Raw genomic sequence first — 21996 nt, forward strand, 5'->3', positions numbered from 1 at the left:
AATCCCGAAGTCACGAACCAGCAAATATACGCAGAGAAATCCCCCGGGCGCAATTGCCCGGGGGATTTCTTTGTGCTGCCGCAGGTCAGAGCACGTCCGACAGTTCCTCCAGCAGCCGGCGCTTCGGCCGGGCGCCCACCATCGCCTTCACCGGCTCACCGCCCCGGAACACCATGAACGTCGGCATCGACAGCACCTTGTAGGCGTTGGTCGTCTCCGGGTTGCGGTCCACGTCGAGCTGCACCACCTTCAGCCGGTCCCCCTCCTCGGCGGCGAGCGCCTTCAGCACCGGACCCATCTGCCGGCACGGCGGGCACCAGTCGGCGGTGAACTCCACCAGCACCGGCAGCTCGGAGCCGATGACCTCGGCCTCGAAGTCCGCGTCCGTCACATCGGTCACCATCTATCGGCCTCCCAGTTCGCATCCGGGTTCCGGACCCCCCGGAACCTGCGCCTCGGCGGCCAGCGCGTCCCGCGCCCGCTCCGCCCGCACGAGCTGCCCCGCGACCTGCTCGCGCACCGCCCGCAGCTCCCCGATGAGGGCGTCGAGCTCGTCCAGCTTGCGCCGGTAGACCGCGAGGGACGCCGGGCACGCGTCGCCCTCGGGGTGACCGGCCCGCAGGCACTCCACGAACGGCCGGGTCTCCTCCAGGTCGAACCCGAAGTCCTGGAGCGTCCTGATCTGCCGCAGCAGCTTCAGATCGTCCTCGTCATAGGTCCGGTAGCCGTTCTCCCCGCGCCGCGCGGGCAGCAGCCCCCGCGACTCGTAGTACCGCAGCGTCCGCGTGGTGGTCCCGGCCCGTGCGGCCAGCTCGCCGATTCGCATGCGTACGAACGTACGGCTTGACGCCGACGTCAAGGCAAGAGCGGTTCGCCCACCGGCAGCCCCGCCGACTCCTCGACCTCCAGCAGGGAGGCGCTTCTGCGCTCCGCCTCGAACGCGCCGTGACCGCCCCGCAGCCCGAACAGCCGCTTGGTCAGCAGGATGTAGAGGACGGCGAGGACGTTGAGCACCAGCGTGCCGATCTTCAACCAGCTGATGTGTTCGGTGAGCTCGTAGATCTCCAGGGGCAGGAAGGCGGCGGTGGCGACGACCGTCAGATACTCCGCCCAGCGCTTGGCGTACCAGAGGCCCACCGCCTCGACCAGCTCGACCAGGGCGTACGCGAGGAGCAGCCCCGCCACCAGCAGAAGCGTGGAGTGCCGGTAGCCGAACGTCTTCTGGAGGGTGCCGACGACCGGTGAGTGGTCGAGGTCGTAGTGGAAGTGGCGGAAGACCGGGCGGAGGACGTCGAGGTACTCGTCGAAGAGGCGGCGGACCGCGTCCCGGGAGTTGCTGAACTTCCACACGGCCGCCGCGACCAGCACGATGAACACCCCGCGCACGGCCCGCTCGACCGCGAGGAAGCGGAGCACGAACAGGTCCCGGAGCACCTTGCCGCGCGGCACCAGCGGGGCGTCGGCGGCCGGGCCCGCGCCGTGCGGCTCACCGAGGACGAAGTCACCGCAGCGCAGACAGCGCCAGACCTCTCCGAGGGCGGTCTCCGCCCGCAGCCGCACCCGCAGCCGGGGGTCGTCCGGCGCGTACGTCACATGCCCGCGCCGGGCGCAGGTCCGCCGGTCCCAGTCGATCTTCATCCCCCGTGCCTCCCGTCACCGTGCCGGCGCGGCACGCTAGTGCGCGCAGGTAAGAGGTCGGTGAGGATCCGGATCCCGTACACACGAAAAAGCCGGGCGGCCGAGCTACGGGGGAGCGCTCAGCCGCCCGGGCCCTGTCCGGGTGTCCGGCCCCGGTTCAGGAGGGGCCGGACACCCGGGGTTCGGGGGGTCCTGCGAAGGGTCCTGCGGTACGGCCGTCAGGCCTTGGCGAGTTCCTTCTCGCCGTCCTCGCGGGGCTCGGGCACCTCGGAGCCGGTGACGGTCTCGCCGTCGTCGAGCAGGGTCTTCTCGTCGAAGGGGATCTCGCCGGCGAGCACCTGCTGGACCCGGGCCTTGTCGATCTCCTTGGTCCAGGTGCCGACCAGGACGGTGGCGACCGCGTTGCCCGCGAAGTTCGTCAGGGCGCGGGCCTCGCTCATGAAGCGGTCGATGCCGACGATCAGACCGACGCCGTCCACCAGGGCCGGCTTGTGGGACTGCAGACCACCGGCCAGCGTGGCCAGACCGGCGCCGCTGACGCCCGCCGCGCCCTTGGAGGCGAGAAGCAGGAAGAGCAGGAGGGGGATCTGCTCCCCGATCGACATCGGGGTGCCCAGGGCGTCGGCGATGTAGAGGGACGCCATGGTCATGTAGATCATGGTGCCGTCGAGGTTGAAGGAGTAGCCGGTCGGGACGGTGATGCCGACGACGGGCTTGCTGACCCCGAGGTGCTCCATCTTCGCGATGAGGCGCGGCAGCGCGGACTCGGAGGAGGAGGTGGACAGGATCAGCAGGAACTCACGGGCCAGGTACTTGAAGAGGACCAGGATGTTCAGGCCCGCGACCACCCGCAGCAGCACACCGAGGACGACGAAGACGAACAGGAAGCAGGTGACGTAGAAGCCGAGCATGAGGACCGCGAGGCTCTTGAGCGCGTCGAGACCGGCCGAGCCGACCACCGCGGCGATGGCGCCGAAGGCACCGATCGGGGCGGCCCACATCACCATGGCGAGGATGCGGAAGACGAGCCGCTGGATGTGCTCGATGCCGCGCAGGACCGGCTGGCCCACGTTGCCCATGGCCTGCAGCGCGAAACCGGCGAGCAGGGCCACCAGGAGGGTCTGCAGGACCTGGCCCTCGGTGAAGGCCGACAGGAACGTCGTCGGGATGATCGACAGGACGAACTCGACCGGCGGCAGCGCCTCGTCGGAGACCTGGTCGTGGCCGGTGGCCTTGATCGCGTCGGTGAGGTGCAGTCCGTCACCGGGGTGCAGGATGTTGCCGACGACGAGGCCGATGCTCAGCGCGACCAGCGACATCACCAGGAAGTAGCCCAGCGCGATACCGCCGACGGCGCCGACCTTGGCGGCCTTCCGTACGGAGCCGATGCCGAGGACGATCGTGCAGAAGATGATCGGGGAGATCATCATCTTGATCAGGTTCACGAAGCCGGTGCCGAGCGGCTTGAGCTCGACGCCGAGGTCGGGCCAGATCAGCCCCACGGCGATGCCGAGCGCCACGGCGGCGATGACGGCGATGTAGAGATAGTGGGTGCGGTCCCGCTTCCCAGCGGGTGCGGCAGGTGCCGTATTGGGGGTGGTGCTGGCGGCCACGGCTGCCCTCCTTGACGTCTTCGTCGGCATCACCGGCGTGCGGCTCACGTCCGGGGAGATATGGGGGATGCAGTGACTATCGCCGGGGTTGTGAGGGCGGTCACCCTTACGTTCATTTAGTTCGCGCTTAACACGGGAGGCACACTGACGACATGCGTCTCTCCGTCCGTGTGCCGAGACCCCGCAGCCTGGCCGGCCAGCTCTTCGCCATGCAGGCGGTGCTGATAGCGGTGCTCGTGGCGGGGTACGCGCTGTTCACCTACGTCAGTGACCGCAACCAGGCCGAGGAGGCCGCGGGCCGCCAGGCGACCGCGGTGGCCCGCTCGGTCGCCGACTCTCCGTCCGTGCACGCGGCCGTCCGTACGGCGAACCCGACGGCCGAGCTCCAGCCGTACGCCCTGCGGGTCATGAAGGACACCGAGGTCGACTTCGTGACGATCATGAATCCGGAGGGCATCCGCTGGACCCACCCGGAGGAGGACCAGATCGGCCGGCACTTCCGGGGCAACACGGCGAAGGCCCTGGCGGGCGAGACCTTCACGGAGACCTACACCGGCACGCTCGGCGCGTCCGTCCGCGCGGTCACCCCGATCGAGGACGGCGACCGGATCATCGGTCTGGTCAGCGCGGGCATCAGGGTCGAGGCGATCAGCAAGCGGGTCCAGGACCAGGTCACGGCCCTGTTCTCGGCGGCGGCGGGAGCGCTGCTGCTGGGCGCGGTGGGCACGTACGTCATCAACGCCTCCCTGCGCCGCCACACCCACGGCATGAACGCGGCCGAGCTCAGCCGGATGCACGACTACCACCAGGCGGCGCTGCACGCGGTGCGCGAGGGGCTGCTGATGCTGGACGGGCAGTACCGGGTGGCGCTGATCAACGACGGGGGACAGGAGCTGCTCGGGGTGCCGGGGGACGTCGTGGGCAAGTCGGTGGCGGACCTGGGGCTGCCGGCGCCGCTGACGGGCGCGTTGCTGGCCTCCGAGCCCCGGGTGGACGAGGTGCATCTGACGGCGGAGCGGGTCCTGGTGATCAACACCTCACCCGTGTCCGGCGGAGAACGCCGGGGCACAGTGGTGACCCTCCGCGACGTCACCGAACTCCAGTCTCTGATGGGCGAGTTGGACTCCGAGCGGGGCTTCACCCAGGCGCTGCGCTCCCAGGCGCACGAGGCGGCCAACCGGCTGCACACGGTGGTGTCGCTGATCGAGCTGGGACGGGCCGAGGAGGCGGTCGAGTTCGCGACGGCGGAGCTGGAGCTGGCCCAGGCGCTGACGGACCAGGTGGTGGCGGCGGTCAGCGAACCGGTCCTCGCGGCGCTGCTGCTGGGCAAGACGGCCCAGGCGAACGAGCGGGGCGTGGAGCTGGTGGTGTCGCAGGACAGCGGGCTGGACGACGGTCTGCTCCCCCGGTCCCTGCCGGCCCGCGATCTGGTCACCATCCTCGGCAACCTCATCGACAACGCGGTGGACGCGGCGCAGGGGAGTGTGCGGGCGCGGGTCACGGTGACCGCGTGCACCGAGGGGGACGAGTTGCTCCTGAGGGTGGCGGACACGGGCGCGGGGGTGGATCCTGCCCACGCCTCCCTGGTCTTCGAACGGGGCTTCTCGACGAAGCCGGCGGGTCCCGGGGGGCGTGGTCTTGGTCTCGCCCTGGTCCGGCAGGCCGTGCACCGGCACGAGGGGACGCTGTCGGTGGCGGAGGCGGACGGGGGCGGGGCCCAGTTCGTGGTGCGGCTGCCGTTGCGGCGGGCGACGGCGGTGCCAGGAGGCAAGGGATGACGCAAGTGCCGGAAGTGCCGGGTGATGAGCCCATCAGAGTGCTGGTCGTCGAGGACGATCCGGTGGCCGCGGACGCGCATGTCATGTACGTCGGGCGGGTGCCGGGGTTCGTCGCGGTCGGAAAGGCGCACACGGGTGCGGAGGCGCGGCGCCTGCTGGACCGTACGCCGGTGGACCTGCTGTTGCTGGACCTGCACCTGCCGGACGCGCACGGGCTGCAACTGGCCCGTTCCCTGCGGGCGGCGGGCTATCACGCGGACGTCATCGCGGTGACGTCCGCCCGTGATCTCACCGTCGTCCGGGAGGGGGTGTCGCTCGGGGTGGTGCAGTACGTGCTGAAACCGTTCACTTTCGCGACGCTCCGGGACCGCCTCGTCCGCTACGCGGAGTTCCGCGGGGCGGCCGGTGAGGCGAGCGGCCAGGACGAGGTCGACCGCGCCCTGGCGGCCCTGCGCGCGCCGAGCCCGGCGGCCCTGCCCAAGGGCCTGAGCGCGCCGACCCTGGAACGCGTCACGGAGGCCGTCCGGGAGGCGGCGGAGGGCCTGACGGCGGCGGGCGTGGCCGAGGCGGTGGGCATCTCGCGGATCACCGCCCGGCGGTATCTGGAGCATCTGGTGGAGGCGGGAAGAGCCGAGCGGAAGCCGCTGTACGGGCAGGTGGGCAGGCCCGAGTTGGTGTACCGGTGGGTGAAGGGGGCGGCGGGCAAGGGCCGGTGAGCGCGACGGCCGTACGGCGTCCTGCTCGACGTACCGGCGCGGACGGTTGTGCGAGACCTCGTGGCGGAGGCGGAACATCCCGCATCCGCCCAACTCGAACAGGGCCCACACGGTCGGCTACCCCGAGGTCGACGCCCGCGGGGCGCCCCCTAGAAGACCGACTCGGCCTCGTCCATGCGGTCCTTGGGGACCGTCTTCAGTTCGGTGACCGCCTGCGCCAGCGGGACCATGACCACGTCGGTGCCGCGCAGGGCCGTCATCATGCCGAACTCGCCGCGGTGCGCCGCCTCCACCGCGTGCCAGCCGAAGCGGGTGGCGAGGACACGGTCGTAGGCCGTGGGGACGCCGCCGCGCTGGACGTGACCGAGGATGACCGGCCGGGCCTCCTTGCCGAGCCGCTTCTCCAGCTCGTACGCGAGGGCCGTGCCGATGCCCTGGAAGCGCTCGTGGCCGAACTTGTCGATGGCGCCCTTGCCGTAGTCCATGGTGCCCTCGGCGGGGTGGGCGCCTTCCGCCACGCACACCACGGCGAACTTCTTGCCGCGCGAGAAGCGCTCCTCGACCATCTTGACCAGGTCGGCGGGGTCGAAGGGGCGCTCGGGCAGACAGATGCCGTGGGCGCCGGCCGCCATGCCCGACTCCAGGGCGATCCAGCCGGCGTGGCGGCCCATGACCTCGACGACCATCACGCGCTGGTGCGATTCGGCCGTGGTCTTCAGACGGTCCATCGCCTCCGTGGCGACGCCGACCGCCGTGTCGAAGCCGAAGGTGCGGTCCGTGGAGGAGATGTCGTTGTCGATCGTCTTGGGGACGCCGACCACCGGCAGACCGGCGTCGCTCAGCATGCGCGCCGCGGTCAGCGTGCCCTCGCCGCCGATCGGGATCAGGGCGTCGATGCCGAAGTCGTGGATCATGTCCGAGGCGGACTCGCAGGCCTCGCGCAGCCGGTCGCGCTCCAGGCGGGACGAGCCGAGGATGGTGCCGCCGCGGGCCAGGATGCCGCTCACCGCGTTGAGGTCGAGGCTGCGGTAACGGCCGTCCAGGAGACCGGCGTAACCGTCCTCGAAGCCGATGACCTCGTCGCCGTAGTTGTCGACCGCGCGGTGCACCACCGACCGGATCACTGCGTTCAGGCCGGGGCAGTCGCCACCTGCGGTGAGAACTCCGATGCGCATCGTGCTGTGTCTCCTGCTCGCTGTTGACGCCGTTGAGCCAGGTCCGATTGTTCCACGCCGCCGAGGGCACTGTCTCTTGACGGGCGCCTTATCCACGCGCAGGGGTATTGTCAAGAGGGTTCTGCTCACCCAGGTGGGCGATTTTTATGATCCCGGCTCCCCCACGCCCCCGCCCTCATCTTCAGACGAAACGGAGTGCTCGCGTGACCCGCAGCGTGTACGTGACCGGAATCGACCGCGGCGACGGCCGGCAGGTCGTCGAACTGGGGGTCATGGAGCTCCTGACCCGGCAGGTCGACCGGGTGGGCGTCTTCCGCCCGCTCGTCCACGACGGGCCGGACCGGCTGTTCGAGCTGCTGCGTGCCCGCTACCGGCTGGCGCAGGACCCGGCGACGGTGTACGGGATGGACTACCACGAGGCGTCCGCGCTCCAGGCCGAGCAGGGCGCGGACGAACTGGTCTCCACCCTCGTCGAGCGGTTCCACCTGGTCGCCCGGGACTACGACGTCGTCCTCGTCCTCGGGACGGACTACGCCGACACCCAGTTCCCGGACGAGCTGGCCCTCAACGCGCGCCTGGCCAACGAGTTCGGCGCGTCGGTGATCTCCGTCGTCGGGGGCCGCGGGCAGACGGCGGAGTCCGTCCTCGCCGAGACCCGCAACGCCTACCGGGCCTATCTGGCGCTCGGCTGCGACGTGCTCGCCGTCCTCGCCAACCGCGTGGCCCCCGAGGACCGGCAGGAGATCGCCGAAGGGCTCGCGAAGCGCCTGCCCGTCCCCTGTTACGTGCTGCCCGACGAGCCCGCCCTGTCCGCGCCGACCGTCGCCCAGGTCAGCCACGCGCTCGGCGCGCGGGTGGTGCTCGGCGACGACTCCGGGCTCGCGCGTGACGCCCTCGGCTTCGTCTTCGGCGGCGCGATGCTGCCGAACTTCCTCAACGCCCTGACCCCCGGCTGCCTCGTCGTCACCCCGGGCGACCGGGCCGACCTGGTCATCGGCTCGCTCGCCGCGCACAGCGCCGGCACCCCGCCGATCGCCGGTGTGCTGCTCACGCTCAACGAGGTCCCGGGCGAGGAGATCCTCACCCTCGCCGCCAGGCTCGCCCCCGGCACCCCGGTCATCTCGGTGCCCGGCAACAGCTTCCCCACGGCCGAGCAGCTGTTCTCGCTGGAGGGCAAGCTGAACGCGGCCACCCCGCGCAAGGCGGAGACGGCCCTCGGACTCTTCGAGCGGCATGTCGACACCGCCGCTCTCCTCAAGCGCGTCTCCGCCCCCAGCACCGACCGTGTCACGCCGATGATGTTCGAGCACAAGCTGCTGGAGCAGGCCCGCGCCGACAGGCGGCGGGTGGTGCTGCCGGAGGGCACCGAGGAGCGGGTGCTGCACGCGGCCGAGGTGCTGCTGCGGCGCGGGGTCTGCGACCTCACCCTCCTCGGCCCGGCGGACCGGATCCGCAAGAAGGCCGCCGACCTCGGGATCGACCTGGGCGGCTGTCAGGTGATCGATCCGGCGACGAGCGAGCTGCGCGACGCCTTCGCCGAGAAGTACGCGCAGTTCCGCGCCCACAAGGGCGTCACCGTCGAGCTGGCCTACGACGTCGTCTCCGATGTGAACTACTTCGGCACGCTGATGGTGCAGGAGGGGCTCGCGGACGGCATGGTCTCCGGGTCCGTGCACTCCACGGCCGCGACGATCCGGCCCGCCTTCGAGATCATCAAGACCAAGCCGGACGCCGACATCGTCTCGTCCGTCTTCTTCATGTGCCTCGCCGACAAGGTCCTCGTCTACGGCGACTGCGCGGTGAACCCCGACCCGAACGCCGAGCAGCTCGCCGACATCGCCATCCAGTCGGCCGCCACCGCCGCCCAGTTCGGCGTGGAGCCGAGGATCGCGATGCTGTCGTACTCGACCGGTACGTCCGGGTCGGGCGCCGACGTCGACAAGGTGCGCGAGGCCACCGAGCTGGTGCGCGCGCGGCGGCCCGACCTGAGGATCGAGGGGCCGATCCAGTACGACGCCGCCGTGGAGCCCAGCGTCGCCGCGACCAAGCTGCCGGGGTCCGAAGTGGCGGGCCAGGCCAGCGTGTTGATCTTCCCGGACCTGAACACCGGCAACAACACCTACAAGGCCGTGCAGCGTTCGGCCGGCGCGATCGCCGTCGGACCGGTGCTGCAGGGGCTGCGCAAGCCCGTCAACGACCTGTCCCGGGGTGCCCTCGTGCCCGACATCGTCACCACCGTCGCCATCACGGCGATCCAGGCCCAGACCCTCGACCAGAAGGCTGCCCAGCAGTGACCGCGACCCGCGTCCTCGTCCTCAACTCCGGCTCCTCGTCGGTGAAGTACCAGCTCCTCGGCATGCGGGAGGGCGACCGGCTGGCGAGCGGTCTCGTCGAGCGCATCGGTGAGCAGACCTCGCGGCTGAGGCACACGCCGCTGGCGACCGGCGGGGAGGCGCGGGAGTGGACGGCGCCGATCGCCGACCACGACGCCGCGCTGAAGGCCGTATCGGAGGAACTGGCGCGGGACGGGCTCGGGCTGGACTCCCCCGAACTCGCCGCCATCGGGCACCGCGTGGTGCACGGCGGGAAGCGGTTCACCGAGCCGACCGTCGTCGACGACGCGGTCCTCGCCGAGATCGAGCGGCTGATCCCCGTCGCGCCGCTGCACAACCCCGCCAACCTCACCGGAATCCGTACCGCGCTGGCCCTGCGGCCCGATCTGCCGCAGGTCGCCGTGTTCGACACCGCGTTCCACACGACGATGCCGGAGGCCGCCGCCCGCTACGCGATCGACGTGGAGACCGCCGACGCGCACCGGATCCGCCGCTACGGGTTCCACGGGACCTCGCACGCGTACGTCTCCCGGGCGACGGCGAAGCTGCTCGGCAGGGCACCCGAAGAGGTGAACGTGATCGTGCTGCACCTGGGCAACGGGGCGTCCGCGTCGGCGGTCGAGGGGGGCCGGTGCGTGGACACCTCCATGGGGCTGACGCCGTTGGAGGGGCTGGTGATGGGAACGCGCTCCGGGGACATCGATCCGGCCGTCATCTTCCATTTGGCGCGTGTTGGCGGAATGTCCATCGATGAAATCGACACTCTTCTCAACAAGAAGAGCGGGCTCGTCGGACTGTGCGGCGACAACGACATGCGGGAGATCCGGCGGCGGATCGACGAGGGCGACGTACGGGCGAAGCTCGCCTTCGACATCTACATTCACCGGCTGAAGAAGTACATCGGCGCCTATTACGCCGTGCTCGGGCGGGTGGACGCGGTCGCGTTCACCGCGGGGGTCGGCGAGAACGCGGCCGAGGTGCGCGCGGCGGCCGTCGCGGGCCTGGAGACCCTGGGCCTGGCGGTGGACGGCCGACTGAACGCCGTACGGGGCGACGAGCCCCGGCTGATCTCGCCCGCGGACGCGCGGGTGGCGGTCGCGGTGGTGCCGACGGACGAGGAACTCGAGATCGCCACGCAAACGTATGCATTGGTCGTACGGACAAACTGAACCGCAGTATGGATATGCGGCTCCGCCGCGTGGCAACTGAGCGCGAACCCGCCCATTTGTATCTTCCGCCAGACGGAATATTCCGTAGCGAAACAAACCGATAGGATCGCCCCATGCGCCGTTCGAAAATCGTCTGTACTCTCGGCCCCGCGGTCGACTCCCACGAGCAGCTCGTCGCCCTGATCGACGCCGGCATGAACGTGGCCCGCTTCAACTTCAGCCATGGCACGCACGCCGAGCACCAGGGCCGTTACGACCGGGTCCGGGCCGCCTCCAAGGAGACCGGCCGGGCCATCGGTGTCCTCGCCGACCTCCAGGGCCCGAAGATCCGTCTCGAGACCTTCGCCGAGGGTCCCGTCGAGCTGGTGAGGGGTGACGAGTTCACCATCACCACCGAGGACGTCCCCGGCGACAAGACGATCTGCGGCACCACGTACAAGGGTCTGCCCGGTGACGTCTCGCGCGGCGACCAGGTCCTGATCAACGACGGCAACGTCGAACTGAAGGTCCTGGACGTCGACGGCCCGCGGGTGAGGACGATCGTCATCGAGGGCGGTGTCATCTCCGACCACAAGGGCATCAACCTGCCCGGCGCGGCCGTCAACGTGCCGGCGCTGTCCGAGAAGGACGTCGAGGACCTGCGCTTCGCACTGCGCATGGGCTGCGACATGGTCGCGCTGTCCTTCGTCCGCGACGCCAAGGACGTGACCGACGTCCACCGGGTGATGGACGAGGAGGGCCGCCGGGTCCCCGTCATCGCCAAGGTGGAGAAGCCGCAGGCGGTCGAGAACATGGAGGACGTCGTGATGGCGTTCGACGCCGTGATGGTCGCCCGTGGCGACCTCGCCGTCGAATACCCGCTCGAGAAGGTCCCCATGGTGCAGAAGCGCCTCATCGAGCTGTGCCGCCGCAACGCCAAGCCGGTGATCGTGGCGACCCAGATGATGGAGTCGATGATCACCAACTCCCGTCCGACCCGCGCCGAGGCCTCCGACGTGGCCAACGCGATCCTGGACGGCGCGGACGCGGTCATGCTGTCGGCGGAGTCCTCGGTCGGCGCCTACCCGATCGAGACCGTGAAGACGATGTCGAAGATCGTCACCGCGGCCGAGCAGGAGCTGCTCAGCAAGGGCCTGCAGCCCCTCGTCCCCGGCAAGAAGCCGCGGACGCAGGGCGGTTCGATCGCGCGTGCGGCGTGCGAGATCGCCGACTTCCTCGGCGGCCGGGGCCTGGTGGCCTTCACCCAGTCCGGTGACACCGCCCGCCGGCTCTCCCGCTACCGCGCGCAGCAGCCGATCGTCGCCTTCACCACGGACGAGGGCACCCGCAACCAGCTCACGCTGAGCTGGGGCGTCGAGTCGCACGTGGTCCCCTTCGTCAACACCACGGACGAGATGGTCGACATGGTCGACCAGGAGATCGCCAAGATCAACCGCTTCAACCCGGGCGAGACCGTCATCATCACCGCCGGCTCGCCCCCCGGCGTCCCCGGCACCACCAACATGCTCCGCGTCCACCACCTGGGCGGCGGCGCGATCGACTGACCCGTCCGTCCCCCGCGAGGGGCTGGTACGACGCTGAGGGCGCCCCCTGTGGCAGGGGGCGCCCTCAGCGTTCTGTGCGGCTCCCGGAGGGGCTTGTGGGGCGGCTCGGGGTGCTGCGGCCGCCGCTGCGGCTCAGGTGATGTACTGGTGCAGCCCGGGAACCGTCAGGGTGCCGCCGAACTGGCCGGCCTGCTGGACCTTGACGTTGGTGAAGTAGATCAGCGGGATGTTCAGCGGCGGCGGGTTCTCCGGGGTGAACGTGACCGGTATCAGGCCGAACAGGTTGCCCGAGATGCTCTCGGTGTACATGACCGTGTCGCCGTTCTCGATCGTGGACTTCGTACCGCTGCCCGCCTGGACGTGGTACGTCTTGCCCGCCTGCTTGTCGATCACGGTCTGGTGCAGGTCGCCGATCTCGGTGCCGCCGGAGATGACGTACTTCAGGACTTGCTTGGTCTTGCCGCCGGACGTCTTCACCTTGACGATGCCCTGGTAGTCGGCGCCCTTGAGCAGCAGCGAACTGGCGTTCAGGTACCAGGGGTCGTCGGGCAGGGGCAGCTTGTTGTCGACGCCGCTCTCCTCGTCCGTGGCGACCGGGCAGTCGTCGACGTCCGTGGTGGCGCTCGCGGAGGGGCTCGGTGAGGCGCCGGCCGAGGCGTCGGCGGTGTCCTCGGCGGCCTGCGTCGCCGTGTCGGCGGCGGAGTCGGCCGCGTCGCTCACGGCGTTCTTCGCCGTTTCGGCGGTCTTCTCCGGGGTGTCCTTGGTGGTGCCGGACGAGCCCGAGGAGGTGTCCGAGCCGCTGTCGCCGGTGCTCGCCGAGGCCGTCGCGGAGGGCGAGGGGCTCGCGGTCGCGGTCGTGTCGTCGGTGCCGTCGCCGTCGAAGACGTCCTTGATCGCGTCGCCGATGGTCTCCAGGACGTTCTTGCTCGTCTCCGTCGCCGACGGGCTCGCCGTCGCGGTGTCGTCGGAGGACGACGCCGCCGTGTCCGTCGAGGAAGCCGCGGAGGAGGCGGACGGCGAGGGCTCGGCCGTGTCGCCGGAACCTGAATCCGACGAGGAGGAGCCGCCCGACCCGCTGCCGCTGTCCTTGGACGTCGTGTCCTGGGAGGTCGTGTCCTTCGAGTCGCTCGAGGAGTCGTCCTTGGTGTCGCTCGACGTCTCGGAGGGGGAGGCGGACGGCGAGGCCGAGGCGGACGCGTCGGCCGTCATCGCGTCGACGCAGGCCTGGTACTCCTCGGCCGTGAGGCTCTTCGAGGTCGGCTGCTCGTCGGCGCGGGCGAGCGTCGGCGTGAAGCCCATGCCCATGAGGACGGCCGTCGGCATCGCCGCCAGGGCGATCGCCTTCCCCGCCGGCAGGTGCATCCGCGTGAGCAACGGCTTCCTGGGTGCCGCGTGGCGTGGCCCGGTTCTCACACGGGACGCGTCCGCGTCCGCCCCGTGCGTCACCTCGTCAGCCGACACTGTGCCTCCCGTTCGCCCCGTTCGCCGGGCTCGTTTCTGACATGTCGTTCGGCTCTTCCGGACCACCGCCGGCCTCGAAGTGAGCGGTCGCCCCGTCGGCCTTCGTGAGATCCGTGACGGCGCTCTCGGGCGCGCCGCCCTGCCCGTCGGTGCTCTGCTCCGCCTGCGGCTCCGGCGGAGTCCCCGGCACCCACGCGATGGCCATCGCGCCGCCGATCATCCCGAACAGGAAGCCGACGACGAAGCCACCGAAGTTGGAGACCGGGAGGGACACCAGCGCCAGCAGGATCGCCGCCACACCCGCGAAGGTGCGGATGTGCTTCTGGAACCAGAGGCTGATGCCGAGCACGACGAGCAGGACTCCGATGATCAGGGAGCCCGCACCGGCCGTGGTGGACATACGGACCGTCAGCTGACCGATCGTGAGGTGCGCGTAGGGGAAGTACATGATCGGAACGCCGCCGATCATCATGAACAGGCCGGCCCAGAACGGCCTCGTGCCCCGCCAGGCGCGGAACTGCAGCCTCCAGCGAGTGAACCGGCCGGGTGCGGCGGAAGTCTCGGCGCTCATGGAAAACAGCTCCCTGGTGCGGCGTTGCTGTGGTGAGGATGTACTGCGCGTGGGGGGTGCGCGAGTGGTGAGGCAGGACGGGCGGGGAGGCCCTCGGCTCCCCCGCCCGTCAGAGCACTAGTAGCAACCCTTGGAACCGGTCGCCAGCGACATGTGCAGGTCGGGCAGCGTGAAGGTGCCGGCGGTGGTGGCCCACGCCGTCTGCTTCACGTCGTAGAGGTCGGCCGACGTGGCCTGCTGGGCGAACCCGTGGGCGTACGTCTGCTTCTGAGCGACCTCCCCGTCCTTGATGGCGGGGCCCTTGGTGATGCCGTCGGCACCCAGACCGATGTCGATGCCGTTGAACACGGCCTTCGACGTCTGCAGGTCCTCCACATCGATGTACAGCGAGTGGGCCTGGACCTTGTCCTTGCCCGTACCCGCGTTCAGCGTCAGCGTGACACTGCCGAGCAGCGGGATGCCCGGGGTGGTGACCGACTGACACATGTTGGTGATCGTGGCGTCGTTGAACGCCGAGACAGCGACCGGGTGCAGCTGGTCCTTGCCGTCGAGCGACTTGCCCGCGTCGACAGCCCCGTACTGCGAGAAGCCGTCACCGTGCAGGTAGTCGGCGCTGACCTTGAACGACTGGCCCGAAACGCTGAACGACGCGGCGAGCGCACCCTGTGCCAGGGCGACGCCTATCGCTGCCGTGGCGGCGACGCTGGGCACCATGACCAGCGCGAACCGCTTCCATCTGGTCCCGCCACGCACCTGGGACTCCATATTTCCTCCTTCTCGGACGTACATCTCCTGGCCCCGACTCGCCCCACTTGTGCGGCGGCTCAGCCGGGCAGGGATGGGAGAAGTGCTACGTCCTCGGGAATGGGGAGCGCCCGTCTCGGAGGCGCGTACCGCGCACCGATCACCGGCGATCACCCCCGAGCGACAACCACTGGTCGCGCCTGACACGCATCACGCACAACCTTGCTGGACAGGCTTCACCGTGGGTGAAGACCCCCCTGCCCTAGAGCCGGCGGCGCGGGCCGTCGGCTCTGCTCGGTGGGGACCCAGGAAAACCCGTTGACCCAACCGGCTGTCGGGGTACGGGAATGGACCGAGCGTGGCCGATCGTGGTCCATTCTCGCCGCCCGCACAAGGGGGTTCGTTACTCGCTAGTAACGGCCGGATAACCGTACAACGACCCAGAGGTCTCGGGCGGCGACTCAGGGTGTCAACGGGGCCCGGAACAAAGCTGTTGATCGATGGACAGAACCCGACAGAACTACGCCCCGGTCTTACTTCCAGTAACAGCGGCCGCGATTACCAAGATTTGGTAAAGCGCGGCCGCCGGGGAACCATCTCGGCTGAATTTTCACTCGGGAACCACAGGCCCCGACGTTTAGCGACTGGTCAGCCCCCGCCCGGAGCCCGGGTCAGAACAGGGCACGCGCCAGCGCCCGCCGGGCTGTCGCCACCCGGGGGTCGTCGGGCCCGACGACCTCGAACAGCTCCAACAGCCGCAGCCGTACGGCGTCCCGGTCGTCCCCGGCCGTGCGCCGCACCGTCTCGATGAGCCGCCCGAACGCGTCCTCGACATGACCGCCCACCAGATCCAGGTCGGCGGCGGCGATCTGCGCCTCGGCGTCCGAGGGCTTCTCGGCCGCGTCCTTGCGCACCTGCTGCGGGTCCATTCCCCCGACCCGGTGCAGCAACTCGGCCTGCGCCAGACCGAGTTTCGCCTCCGTGTTCGCCGGGTCATCCGCGAGCACGTTCTTGTACGCCTGCACCGCGCCGCCGAAGTCCCCCGCGTCCAGCGCCTGTACGGCGGCTTCGAGGAGGGCGTCGTACGGACCGGCCGTCGCCGCGGCGGCCGGCGCCCGGCCCCCCGGCTCGGCGTCGGGGTCGACGGTCAGGCCGGTGAGTCCGAACCGCTCCTCGGCGACCTGCACCAACTGGTCCAGCGTCTGCCGGATCTGGGCCTCGCCCGCGGCTCCCTGGAAGAGCGGCAGCGCCTGGCCCGCCACCACGGCGAACACCGCGGGGATCCCCTGGACCCCGAACTGCTGCATCAGCATCTGGTTGGCGTCGACGTCGATCTTGGCGAGCAGGAAGCGGCCGTCGTACTCGACGGCGAGCCGCTCGAGGACCGGGCTCAGCTGCTTGCAGGGCTGGCACCACTCGGCCCAGAAGTCGATGACGACCGGTACCTCGGCGGAGCGCTGCAGGACCTCGCGTTCAAAGCCCGCCTCGTCGACGTCGATGACGAGATCGGCCGGGGAGACGGCCCCCGCGCCGCCCTGCCGGGCCGCTTCGGCGCGCGCCTGCTCCGCCTTCGCCTTGGCCTCCTGGGCCGCCTTCACCGCGGCGAGGTCGACGACTCCGCTCATGGACATGTTCCGTGGCTGCATGCGTCTATCCTCCCCCGTCCGCGCGCGTAGGCGAAAAGCGTTCCGAAAGCGTTCCTGCCCAGGCGTCGGGGTCCCCACCCCACACCCTTTGCGCCACGGCTCGTGATACGTCCGTCACGAGGGCGCGGAGCGGCGTCGCACGCTTTCGCTACGAGTCGTAGCGTAATGGCACCGAGTGCCTCCGCGACACCGGGTCGGGGTGATCTCCCTCACGGGAACGGGGGCGGCGGAAATGCCGACAACGGCGGTTATGGTCGTGCGATGCAGAGCCGCACGCCCGTTTGCCGCACCGGCGCCGTTCGCACCGGCCGCCCGCGCAGCGCCGCCGCGGACACCGCGATCCTGGCCGCGACCCGGGCGGCGCTGGTCGAGCTGGGCTGGTCGAAACTCACCCTCGGGGACGTGGCGACCCGTGCCGGGGTGGCGAAGACGACCCTCTACCGCCGCTGGGCCGGCAAGAACGAACTCGTCGTCGACGCGGTGGCCGAGCTCTTCGCCGAGCTGGAACTCCCCGACCGGGGCAGTCTGGCCGCCGACATCGAGGGTGTGGTGCTGCAGTTCGCGGCGATCCTGGCGCTTCCGGAGGCGCGCAGCGGGCTGATGGCGGTCGTCGCCGAGTCCACCCGCGACGCCGCCCTGCGCGAACGGATCCGCTCCTCCATCGTGGAGCCCCAGAAGCACCTCGTCCTGGAGGGCCGCGCGCGTGCCCGGCTCCGCGGCGAACTCCCGCCGGAGAGCGGCCCGGAGGAGGTCGCCGGCACGGCCGACCTCATCTTCGACATCGTCGCCGGCACGGTGGTCCACCGCACCCTGGTGAGCGCGCAGCCCGCGGACGAGGCGTGGGTACGCGATTTCACGAACGTGCTGCTCCTGGGGCTGAGGGGCACGTCCGCCGACTAGGGCCCTTCTGACGGATCTCCGCGGCGTCGCGACGCCCGGCACGCCCGCTCCTTCACCCACGGAGATCCGTCAGAAGGGCCCTAGAAACGCGGTGGCCCGCTACGCCTTGACGACGTCCGGAGCGGCGTCGGCGACCCGCTCGTCCAGCTCGCGCGTCACCTTGCGCTCCACGAAGAACGCGGCCGTCGGGATCGTCCCGGCGAGCAGCACCCAGAGCTGCTTGCCGACCGGCCACTTCGCCTTGGAGCCGAGATCGAAGGCGAAGACGAGGTAGACGACGTACAGCCAGCCGTGCGCGATGCCCACGGCGCGCGTGAAGCTGTCGGCGCCGTCCAGGTCGAGCACGTACTTGGCGATCACGCCCAGGGTCAGCAGGACCAGCAGCACACCGGTGACGTAGGCCATCACGCGGTAGCGGGTCAGCACGCTCTTCTTCATGCCGTCGAGCGTAACCGCCCGTTCCGGCAGATCTTGGGCGGGGTCGGCCCTCGCCGAAGGCGGGTCAGTCCTCGTCGAAGTCGTGTGCGGCGACCCGCAGCGGACGCAGCATCGCGAAGATCTCGGCGCACTCCTCCGCGTCGTACACCCCGAGCCCGAAGTCCATCGCCATGAGGTCACGGGTGGCCGCCTCGACGACCTCGCGCCCCTTGTCGGTGATGACGGCGAGGGTGCCGCGGCCGTCGTTGGGGTTGGGACGCCGGGCCACCAGGCCCGACCTCACCAGGCGGTCGACGGTGTTCGTCACCGACGTGGGGTGCACCTGGAGCCGCTCGCCGATCTTCGACATGGTCAGCTCGCCCTCCTTGGAGAAGGTGAGCAGGACCAGCGCCTCGTAGCGGGCGAACGTCAGCCCGTACGGCTTGACCACCGCGTCGACCTCGGCGAGCAGGATCTGGTGCGCGCGCATGATCGAGGTGATCGCGGCCATCGACGGCACACTGCCCCACCGCTGCTTCCAGAGCTCGTCGGCGCGGGCGATGGGATCGAAGGGGAGACTGAGCGGCTTCGGCACGGCATCGACCCTACCCGCCGGTCATATCGTGGTCAGCTCTGTCTCGGCTTTCGGTCCACCGTGCGCCCGGACTCCCGTGCGCCCGGCGTACGCGGGTTTCAGTAGAGGCTCCGCAGGCCCAGCACATCGCCCCTGCCGAGGGTGCGGGCGGTGGTGGAGCAGGCGAAGGAACTCGGGAACATGGTGAGGTTCTCGTGGCCGGACCCGACATGGCCCAGGCCGAAGACATGGCCGGCCTCGTGGGTGGCGACGCTGCGGATGTCGTAGGCGTCCTCGCAGGCGCCCGTGGGGTCGTCGGTGAAGGTGTAGTCGTGGATGTTGAAGCGGACGTCGGCCTCGATCAGGCGGTCCGGGCCGCGGGAGACGGGGCGGCTCCATGAGCAGGTCGTGGCGACGCTGTCGCTGCTGAGGTCGCCGGCGTCCCAGACGTTCATGCCGTCCCGGTCCGTGCAGCGGGCCATGTGGTCGATGCCGGCCTCGCGGCCGGTGGCGGCCAGGAACCGCGCGCGGGCCCCGATGGTGTCGGCGAGTCCGCAGGCGTTGCGGCCGCGGATGATGGCGGTGATGCCCTCCTCGAAGGCCTGGCGGACCTCGCGGCGGGGCAGGTCGCCCGGCTGGGGGCCGTCGCCGATGAACCACTCGTACGTTCCGTACTCCTTGCGGTCGGCGATGGAGTAGGCGGCGTCCTCGCAGGGGGCGGGGGCGTCGGCGCGGCTGCCGGTGAGACGGTTGCCGGAGGGCCGTTTGCCCGAGGGCCGCTTGCCCTTCCCCGAGGCCCGGGGCTTCGCGTCGCCGTGACTGCGGTCGCCCGTGCCGCGTTCGTCCGCGCCCCGCGCGTCGTAGCCGTACGACACCGTGCCGTCGGCGGCGACGGCCAGGGTGAAGCCGTGGGTGGAACCGTCCGCCGTGAGGGACTCGACGCTGACCTTCACGCCGGGTTCGGGGACCGTGAGACCGGCGCCGCCATGGGTGACCAGACGGCCCACGGCACCGCAGCGGGTCACCGAGGAGCCCGCGGGCAGGTCGTCGACGGTCAGCTCGCCGGGGGCGAGCACGCACGCGTGGCCGGAGTGTTCCGCAGGCACGTGTGCGCCGGCCCCCGAGGCGAGGAGGGCCAGCGAGGCCGCCAGGATCACGGCGGCCGAACAACGGTTCATCACACAGGACTTGATCGACACCGGGTGAGATTAGCCAGCTCCCGCGCGCTCGAAACCCGTCCCCCGGTCGCCCTATTGAGCGACCGCTCAAACGGCTGTACCGTCCTTCGCGAAGGGTTTGAGCGGTCGCTCAAACATGCCCCGACCTGGGGGATTCATATGAAGATCTACACGGAGGCCGGGATGCGGGCCGCTCTCGACGGGGTCCGGGCTCGAACACAGGCCCTGTCGCTGCGCCACCGGTGGGCCGCGCATTTCACCCGGATCGACCAACTTCCGGGCACGGAAGGGGAGCCACAGCGCGTTCCGTTGCGCCACGCGGGTGCCGCCGTTTCCGTGGCTCCGGACCCCTTCGCCCGTGAGGAGGCGCACGCGTGAGTCCCGATCAGAGGACGGACCGGGTCCCCAGGACCGGCCCGGACACGAAGACCAAGCTGCTGGAAGGCACCCTGCGCACCCTCACCGAGCAGGGCATCGCCAAGGCGTCGGCACGGACGGTCGCGGCGGCCGCCGGGGTGAACCAGGCGCTGGTCTTCTACCACTTCGGCTCGGTGGACGAACTGCTCGCGGCGGCCTGCCGGTACGGCGCGGAGCGCACCGTCGCGCGCTACCGCCCCCGCTTCGCCGCGGTCGCCTCACTCACCGAACTGCTCGCCCTGGGGCGTGAGATCCACGACCAGGAGCGCGCGGGCGGCCATGTCGCGCTCCTCGGCCAGTTGCTGGCCGGCGCCCAGACCCACGCGACGCTCGGCCCGGCCACGGCGGCGGGCCTCGACCTGTGGATCGCGGAGATCGAGAAGGTCCTCGTGCGCGTGCTCACGGGCACCCCGTTCGGGGAGTTCACCGACCCGCCGGGCCTCGCCCGCGCCGTGGCGGCCTCCTTCGTCGGCATCGAACTGTACGAAGGGGTCGACACGGCCGGTGCCACGTCCGCCCTGGACGCCCTGGAGCAACTGGGCGTCCTCGTCGCCGCCCTGGAGGAACTCGGCCCGGTGGCCCAGCGGGCGGTCCGGCAGTACCTGCGCCGCGCCTCGGCCCGCCGCTGAGGACCGCGCGCCCCGCACGGGTGCGCGTCTCGTCAGTCGGACCGGTCGGCCAGGTGGCGCTCCACCGTCTCGACCTTGGACGTCAGACCGTCCGTCACGCCGGGGCGGATGTCCGCCTTGAGGACGAGGGAGACCCGGGGGGCGCGTTCCTCCACGGCGGCGACGGCGCGGCGGACGACGTCCATGACCTCGTCCCAGTCGCCCTCGACGGAGGTGAACATGGCGTCGGTGCGGTTCGGCAGACCGGACTCGCGGACCACGCGGACGGCGTCGGCGACGTACTCCCCCACGTCCTCGCCGACGCCGAGCGGGGTGACGGAGAAGGCGACGATCATGCCTTCACGACCCCTTCCTTGCGGGCGCGGGAGGCGATCACCGCGTCCTCGGCCTCACGGCGCAGCCGGCGCTCGGCGAAGAAGCCGCCGGTCGGCAGGACGGAGAGGACGAAGTAGAGGGCGGCCGTCTTCAGCGGCCACTTGGCGCGGTTCCAGGCATCCGCCCAGAACAGGACGTACAGGATGAAGAGTACGCCGTGGATCATGCCCATGACCGGGACCGCGTTGAAGTCGGTGGTGCGCTTGAGCACCGAGCAGACGAGCAGCAGCAGGAACGAGACGGCCTCCGGCGCGGAGACCAGACGGAGGCGGCGGAGGGCGGAGGCTGTCTTCAGGTCCACGGGGGTCACCTTCGGGGGACTTCGGGGAAGTTTCGGGGGAACTGCGGTCGGAGGCTTGTGAACGCACGCACAAGCGCTGGTCCATTGTGGCAAACGGTTCACCTAGGGGTGCGGTCAGGGTCGTTCTCCACCCACAGGTGCTGTTCGGCGCACCCATGGGCCCGCTACCTTCGCAGCGTGGCGATGTTCCGACTGCAAGGCAGCAAGGTGCTCGCCGTCGACATGACCGGGGACGCCGTGAAGGCGAAGAACGGCTCGATGGTCGCGTACGACGGTCAGATGGCCTTCAAGAAGCTCAGTGGCGGCGGTGAGGGGATCCGGGGGATGGTCACCCGGCGACTCACCGGCGAGCAGATGACCGTGATGGAGGTGAGGGGACAGGGGACGTGCTGGTTCGCCGACCGCGCCTCCGAGATCAACCTCGTCAACCTCCAGGGAGACAAGCTGTACGTGGAGTCGAGCAATCTGCTCGCGACGGACGCGGGCCTGAGGACGGGGACGAGTTTCACCGGCCTGCGCGGCGCCTCCCAGGGCAACGGGCTGTTCACGACGACGGTGGAGGGCCACGGCCAGGCCGCGATCACCTCGGACGGACCGGCGGTGGTGCTGCGCGTCAGCCCGCAGTACCCGCTGACCGTCGACCCGGGGGCGTACATCGCGCACACGGGCAACGTCCGTCAGTCCTTCCAGTCCGGTGTGACGTTCCGCACGCTCCTGGGCGAGGGCGGCGGAGAGGCCTTCCAGATCCGCTTCGAGGGGGACGGCCTGGTGTACGTCCAGCCGAGCGAGCGCAACACGATCGCGGGGGACGTCTGAG

General features: G+C 70.4%; 23 protein-coding genes. 9 read left to right on the forward strand and 14 right to left on the reverse strand.

Features of this window, described 5'->3' with window-relative positions; translation table 11 throughout:
* Positions 1 to 85: 85 nt before the first annotated feature.
* The 4 genes from OG852_RS16550 to OG852_RS16565 all read right to left on the reverse strand — a co-directional run bounded on the left by OG852_RS16550 (position 86) and on the right by OG852_RS16565 (position 3281).
* Positions 86 to 400: a thioredoxin family protein gene (locus OG852_RS16550; protein ID WP_166663765.1), complete on the reverse strand. Its 315-nt coding sequence runs from the start codon at positions 398 to 400 to the stop codon at positions 86 to 88.
* 3 nt (positions 401 to 403) lie between these two features.
* On the reverse strand, positions 404 to 826 hold the full coding sequence (locus OG852_RS16555; RefSeq protein WP_133917226.1) for a MerR family transcriptional regulator: 423 nt from the start codon (positions 824 to 826) through the stop codon (positions 404 to 406).
* 29 nt (positions 827 to 855) lie between these two features.
* Positions 856 to 1638, reverse strand: a complete 783-nt coding sequence (locus tag OG852_RS16560; RefSeq protein WP_330348350.1) for a DUF2127 domain-containing protein — start codon at positions 1636 to 1638, stop codon at positions 856 to 858.
* 218 nt (positions 1639 to 1856) lie between these two features.
* The gene (locus tag OG852_RS16565; RefSeq protein WP_330351452.1) at positions 1857 to 3281 is read right to left on the reverse strand and encodes a cation:dicarboxylate symporter family transporter; all 1425 of its coding nucleotides are present in this window, start codon (positions 3279 to 3281) and stop codon (positions 1857 to 1859) included.
* Between the two features lie 122 nt (positions 3282 to 3403).
* Here OG852_RS16565 and OG852_RS16570 point away from each other — a divergent pair, with 122 nt between their 5' ends.
* Both OG852_RS16570 and OG852_RS16575 read left to right on the forward strand, forming a co-directional pair.
* Positions 3404 to 5029 carry a sensor histidine kinase gene (locus tag OG852_RS16570; protein ID WP_133917223.1) on the forward strand — a complete coding sequence of 542 codons (1626 nt, stop codon included), beginning with the start codon at positions 3404 to 3406 and terminating at the stop codon, positions 5027 to 5029.
* On the forward strand, positions 5026 to 5745 hold the full coding sequence (locus tag OG852_RS16575; RefSeq protein WP_133917222.1) for a response regulator: 720 nt from the start codon (positions 5026 to 5028) through the stop codon (positions 5743 to 5745). The genes OG852_RS16570 and OG852_RS16575 overlap by 4 nt, the downstream gene beginning before the upstream one ends.
* 149 nt (positions 5746 to 5894) lie before the next feature.
* On the opposite strand, the gene OG852_RS16580 is transcribed toward OG852_RS16575, so the two are convergent.
* Positions 5895 to 6920 (reverse strand): ATP-dependent 6-phosphofructokinase, encoded by a 1026-nt coding sequence (locus OG852_RS16580; protein ID WP_133917221.1) that lies wholly within the window; start codon positions 6918 to 6920, stop codon positions 5895 to 5897.
* Positions 6921 to 7123: 203 nt separating this feature from the next.
* Between OG852_RS16580 and pta the strand changes: the two genes are divergently transcribed.
* From pta to pyk, 3 genes are all read left to right on the forward strand, one after another.
* On the forward strand, positions 7124 to 9214 hold the full coding sequence (gene pta / locus OG852_RS16585) for a phosphate acetyltransferase (protein WP_330348351.1): 2091 nt from the start codon (positions 7124 to 7126) through the stop codon (positions 9212 to 9214).
* On the forward strand, positions 9211 to 10422 hold the full coding sequence (locus OG852_RS16590; protein ID WP_330348352.1) for an acetate kinase: 1212 nt from the start codon (positions 9211 to 9213) through the stop codon (positions 10420 to 10422). The genes pta and OG852_RS16590 overlap by 4 nt, the downstream gene beginning before the upstream one ends.
* Before the next feature lie 113 nt (positions 10423 to 10535).
* The gene (gene pyk / locus OG852_RS16595) at positions 10536 to 11966 is read left to right on the forward strand and encodes a pyruvate kinase (RefSeq protein WP_133917218.1); all 1431 of its coding nucleotides are present in this window, start codon (positions 10536 to 10538) and stop codon (positions 11964 to 11966) included.
* 132 nt (positions 11967 to 12098) lie between these two features.
* Here the strand turns inward: pyk and OG852_RS16600 are convergent, their stop codons facing one another.
* From OG852_RS16600 to OG852_RS16615, 4 genes are all read right to left on the reverse strand, one after another.
* Positions 12099 to 13427 (reverse strand): hypothetical protein, encoded by a 1329-nt coding sequence (locus tag OG852_RS16600; protein WP_330348353.1) that lies wholly within the window; start codon positions 13425 to 13427, stop codon positions 12099 to 12101.
* The gene (locus OG852_RS16605) at positions 13417 to 13998 is read right to left on the reverse strand and encodes a DUF6114 domain-containing protein (protein ID WP_133917216.1); all 582 of its coding nucleotides are present in this window, start codon (positions 13996 to 13998) and stop codon (positions 13417 to 13419) included. Before OG852_RS16605 ends, OG852_RS16600 begins: the two co-directional genes overlap by 11 nt.
* Before the next feature lie 117 nt (positions 13999 to 14115).
* Positions 14116 to 14763 (reverse strand): DUF6230 family protein, encoded by a 648-nt coding sequence (locus OG852_RS16610; protein WP_133917215.1) that lies wholly within the window; start codon positions 14761 to 14763, stop codon positions 14116 to 14118.
* A gap of 650 nt (positions 14764 to 15413) precedes the next feature.
* Positions 15414 to 16388 carry a tetratricopeptide repeat protein gene (locus OG852_RS16615; protein WP_133917214.1) on the reverse strand — a complete coding sequence of 325 codons (975 nt, stop codon included), beginning with the start codon at positions 16386 to 16388 and terminating at the stop codon, positions 15414 to 15416.
* A gap of 261 nt (positions 16389 to 16649) precedes the next feature.
* Here OG852_RS16615 and OG852_RS16620 point away from each other — a divergent pair, with 261 nt between their 5' ends.
* Complete coding sequence (locus OG852_RS16620) at positions 16650 to 17288, forward strand: TetR/AcrR family transcriptional regulator (protein WP_133917213.1); 639 nt, start codon at positions 16650 to 16652, stop codon at positions 17286 to 17288.
* 99 nt (positions 17289 to 17387) lie between these two features.
* Here the strand turns inward: OG852_RS16620 and OG852_RS16625 are convergent, their stop codons facing one another.
* From OG852_RS16625 to OG852_RS16635, 3 genes are all read right to left on the reverse strand, one after another.
* On the reverse strand, positions 17388 to 17726 hold the full coding sequence (locus OG852_RS16625; protein WP_133917212.1) for a DUF3817 domain-containing protein: 339 nt from the start codon (positions 17724 to 17726) through the stop codon (positions 17388 to 17390).
* A gap of 64 nt (positions 17727 to 17790) precedes the next feature.
* Positions 17791 to 18300, reverse strand: a complete 510-nt coding sequence (locus OG852_RS16630) for a MarR family winged helix-turn-helix transcriptional regulator (protein ID WP_133917211.1) — start codon at positions 18298 to 18300, stop codon at positions 17791 to 17793.
* 98 nt (positions 18301 to 18398) lie between these two features.
* On the reverse strand, positions 18399 to 19478 hold the full coding sequence (locus OG852_RS16635) for a matrixin family metalloprotease (protein ID WP_330348354.1): 1080 nt from the start codon (positions 19476 to 19478) through the stop codon (positions 18399 to 18401).
* Between the two features lie 138 nt (positions 19479 to 19616).
* Here OG852_RS16635 and OG852_RS16640 point away from each other — a divergent pair, with 138 nt between their 5' ends.
* Both OG852_RS16640 and OG852_RS16645 read left to right on the forward strand, forming a co-directional pair.
* Entirely contained in the window at positions 19617 to 19835 is a 219-nt protein-coding gene (locus OG852_RS16640; protein WP_133917210.1) for a hypothetical protein, read from the forward strand.
* Positions 19832 to 20503, forward strand: coding sequence for a TetR/AcrR family transcriptional regulator (locus OG852_RS16645; protein ID WP_133917209.1), 672 nt, complete (start codon positions 19832 to 19834; stop codon positions 20501 to 20503). Before OG852_RS16640 ends, OG852_RS16645 begins: the two co-directional genes overlap by 4 nt.
* Before the next feature lie 32 nt (positions 20504 to 20535).
* Here OG852_RS16645 and OG852_RS16650 read toward each other — a convergent pair whose 3' ends face one another.
* Positions 20536 to 20838 carry an MTH1187 family thiamine-binding protein gene (locus OG852_RS16650; RefSeq protein ID WP_133917208.1) on the reverse strand — a complete coding sequence of 101 codons (303 nt, stop codon included), beginning with the start codon at positions 20836 to 20838 and terminating at the stop codon, positions 20536 to 20538.
* Positions 20835 to 21179, reverse strand: coding sequence for a DUF3817 domain-containing protein (locus OG852_RS16655; RefSeq protein WP_133917207.1), 345 nt, complete (start codon positions 21177 to 21179; stop codon positions 20835 to 20837). Before OG852_RS16655 ends, OG852_RS16650 begins: the two co-directional genes overlap by 4 nt.
* A gap of 183 nt (positions 21180 to 21362) precedes the next feature.
* Here OG852_RS16655 and OG852_RS16660 point away from each other — a divergent pair, with 183 nt between their 5' ends.
* Entirely contained in the window at positions 21363 to 21995 is a 633-nt protein-coding gene (locus OG852_RS16660) for an AIM24 family protein (protein WP_133917234.1), read from the forward strand.
* The last annotated feature ends 1 nt before the right edge of the window (position 21996 follow it).

The sequence above is a fragment of the Streptomyces sp. NBC_00582 genome (assembly GCF_036345155.1).
Lineage (GTDB): Bacteria > Actinomycetota > Actinomycetes > Streptomycetales > Streptomycetaceae > Streptomyces.

What these genes read in the sequence shown, in the direction of transcription:
- OG852_RS16615 (WP_133917214.1), bottom strand. Translation starts at nt 16,388, where the DNA reads ATGCAGCCACGGAACATGTCCATGAGCGGAGTCGTCGACCTCGCCGCG.
- OG852_RS16610 (WP_133917215.1), bottom strand. Translation starts at nt 14,763, where the DNA reads ATGGAGTCCCAGGTGCGTGGCGGGACCAGATGGAAGCGGTTCGCGCTG.
- OG852_RS16625 (WP_133917212.1), bottom strand. Translation starts at nt 17,726, where the DNA reads ATGAAGAAGAGCGTGCTGACCCGCTACCGCGTGATGGCCTACGTCACC.
- pyk (WP_133917218.1), top strand. Translation starts at nt 10,536, where the DNA reads ATGCGCCGTTCGAAAATCGTCTGTACTCTCGGCCCCGCGGTCGACTCC.
- OG852_RS16565 (WP_330351452.1), bottom strand. Translation starts at nt 3,281, where the DNA reads ATGCCGACGAAGACGTCAAGGAGGGCAGCCGTGGCCGCCAGCACCACC.
- OG852_RS16575 (WP_133917222.1), top strand. Translation starts at nt 5,026, where the DNA reads ATGACGCAAGTGCCGGAAGTGCCGGGTGATGAGCCCATCAGAGTGCTG.
- OG852_RS16570 (WP_133917223.1), top strand. Translation starts at nt 3,404, where the DNA reads ATGCGTCTCTCCGTCCGTGTGCCGAGACCCCGCAGCCTGGCCGGCCAG.
- OG852_RS16580 (WP_133917221.1), bottom strand. Translation starts at nt 6,920, where the DNA reads ATGCGCATCGGAGTTCTCACCGCAGGTGGCGACTGCCCCGGCCTGAAC.
- OG852_RS16620 (WP_133917213.1), top strand. Translation starts at nt 16,650, where the DNA reads ATGCAGAGCCGCACGCCCGTTTGCCGCACCGGCGCCGTTCGCACCGGC.
- OG852_RS16560 (WP_330348350.1), bottom strand. Translation starts at nt 1,638, where the DNA reads ATGAAGATCGACTGGGACCGGCGGACCTGCGCCCGGCGCGGGCATGTG.
- OG852_RS16605 (WP_133917216.1), bottom strand. Translation starts at nt 13,998, where the DNA reads ATGAGCGCCGAGACTTCCGCCGCACCCGGCCGGTTCACTCGCTGGAGG.
- OG852_RS16555 (WP_133917226.1), bottom strand. Translation starts at nt 826, where the DNA reads ATGCGAATCGGCGAGCTGGCCGCACGGGCCGGGACCACCACGCGGACG.
- OG852_RS16640 (WP_133917210.1), top strand. Translation starts at nt 19,617, where the DNA reads ATGAAGATCTACACGGAGGCCGGGATGCGGGCCGCTCTCGACGGGGTC.
- OG852_RS16660 (WP_133917234.1), top strand. Translation starts at nt 21,363, where the DNA reads ATGTTCCGACTGCAAGGCAGCAAGGTGCTCGCCGTCGACATGACCGGG.
- OG852_RS16650 (WP_133917208.1), bottom strand. Translation starts at nt 20,838, where the DNA reads ATGATCGTCGCCTTCTCCGTCACCCCGCTCGGCGTCGGCGAGGACGTG.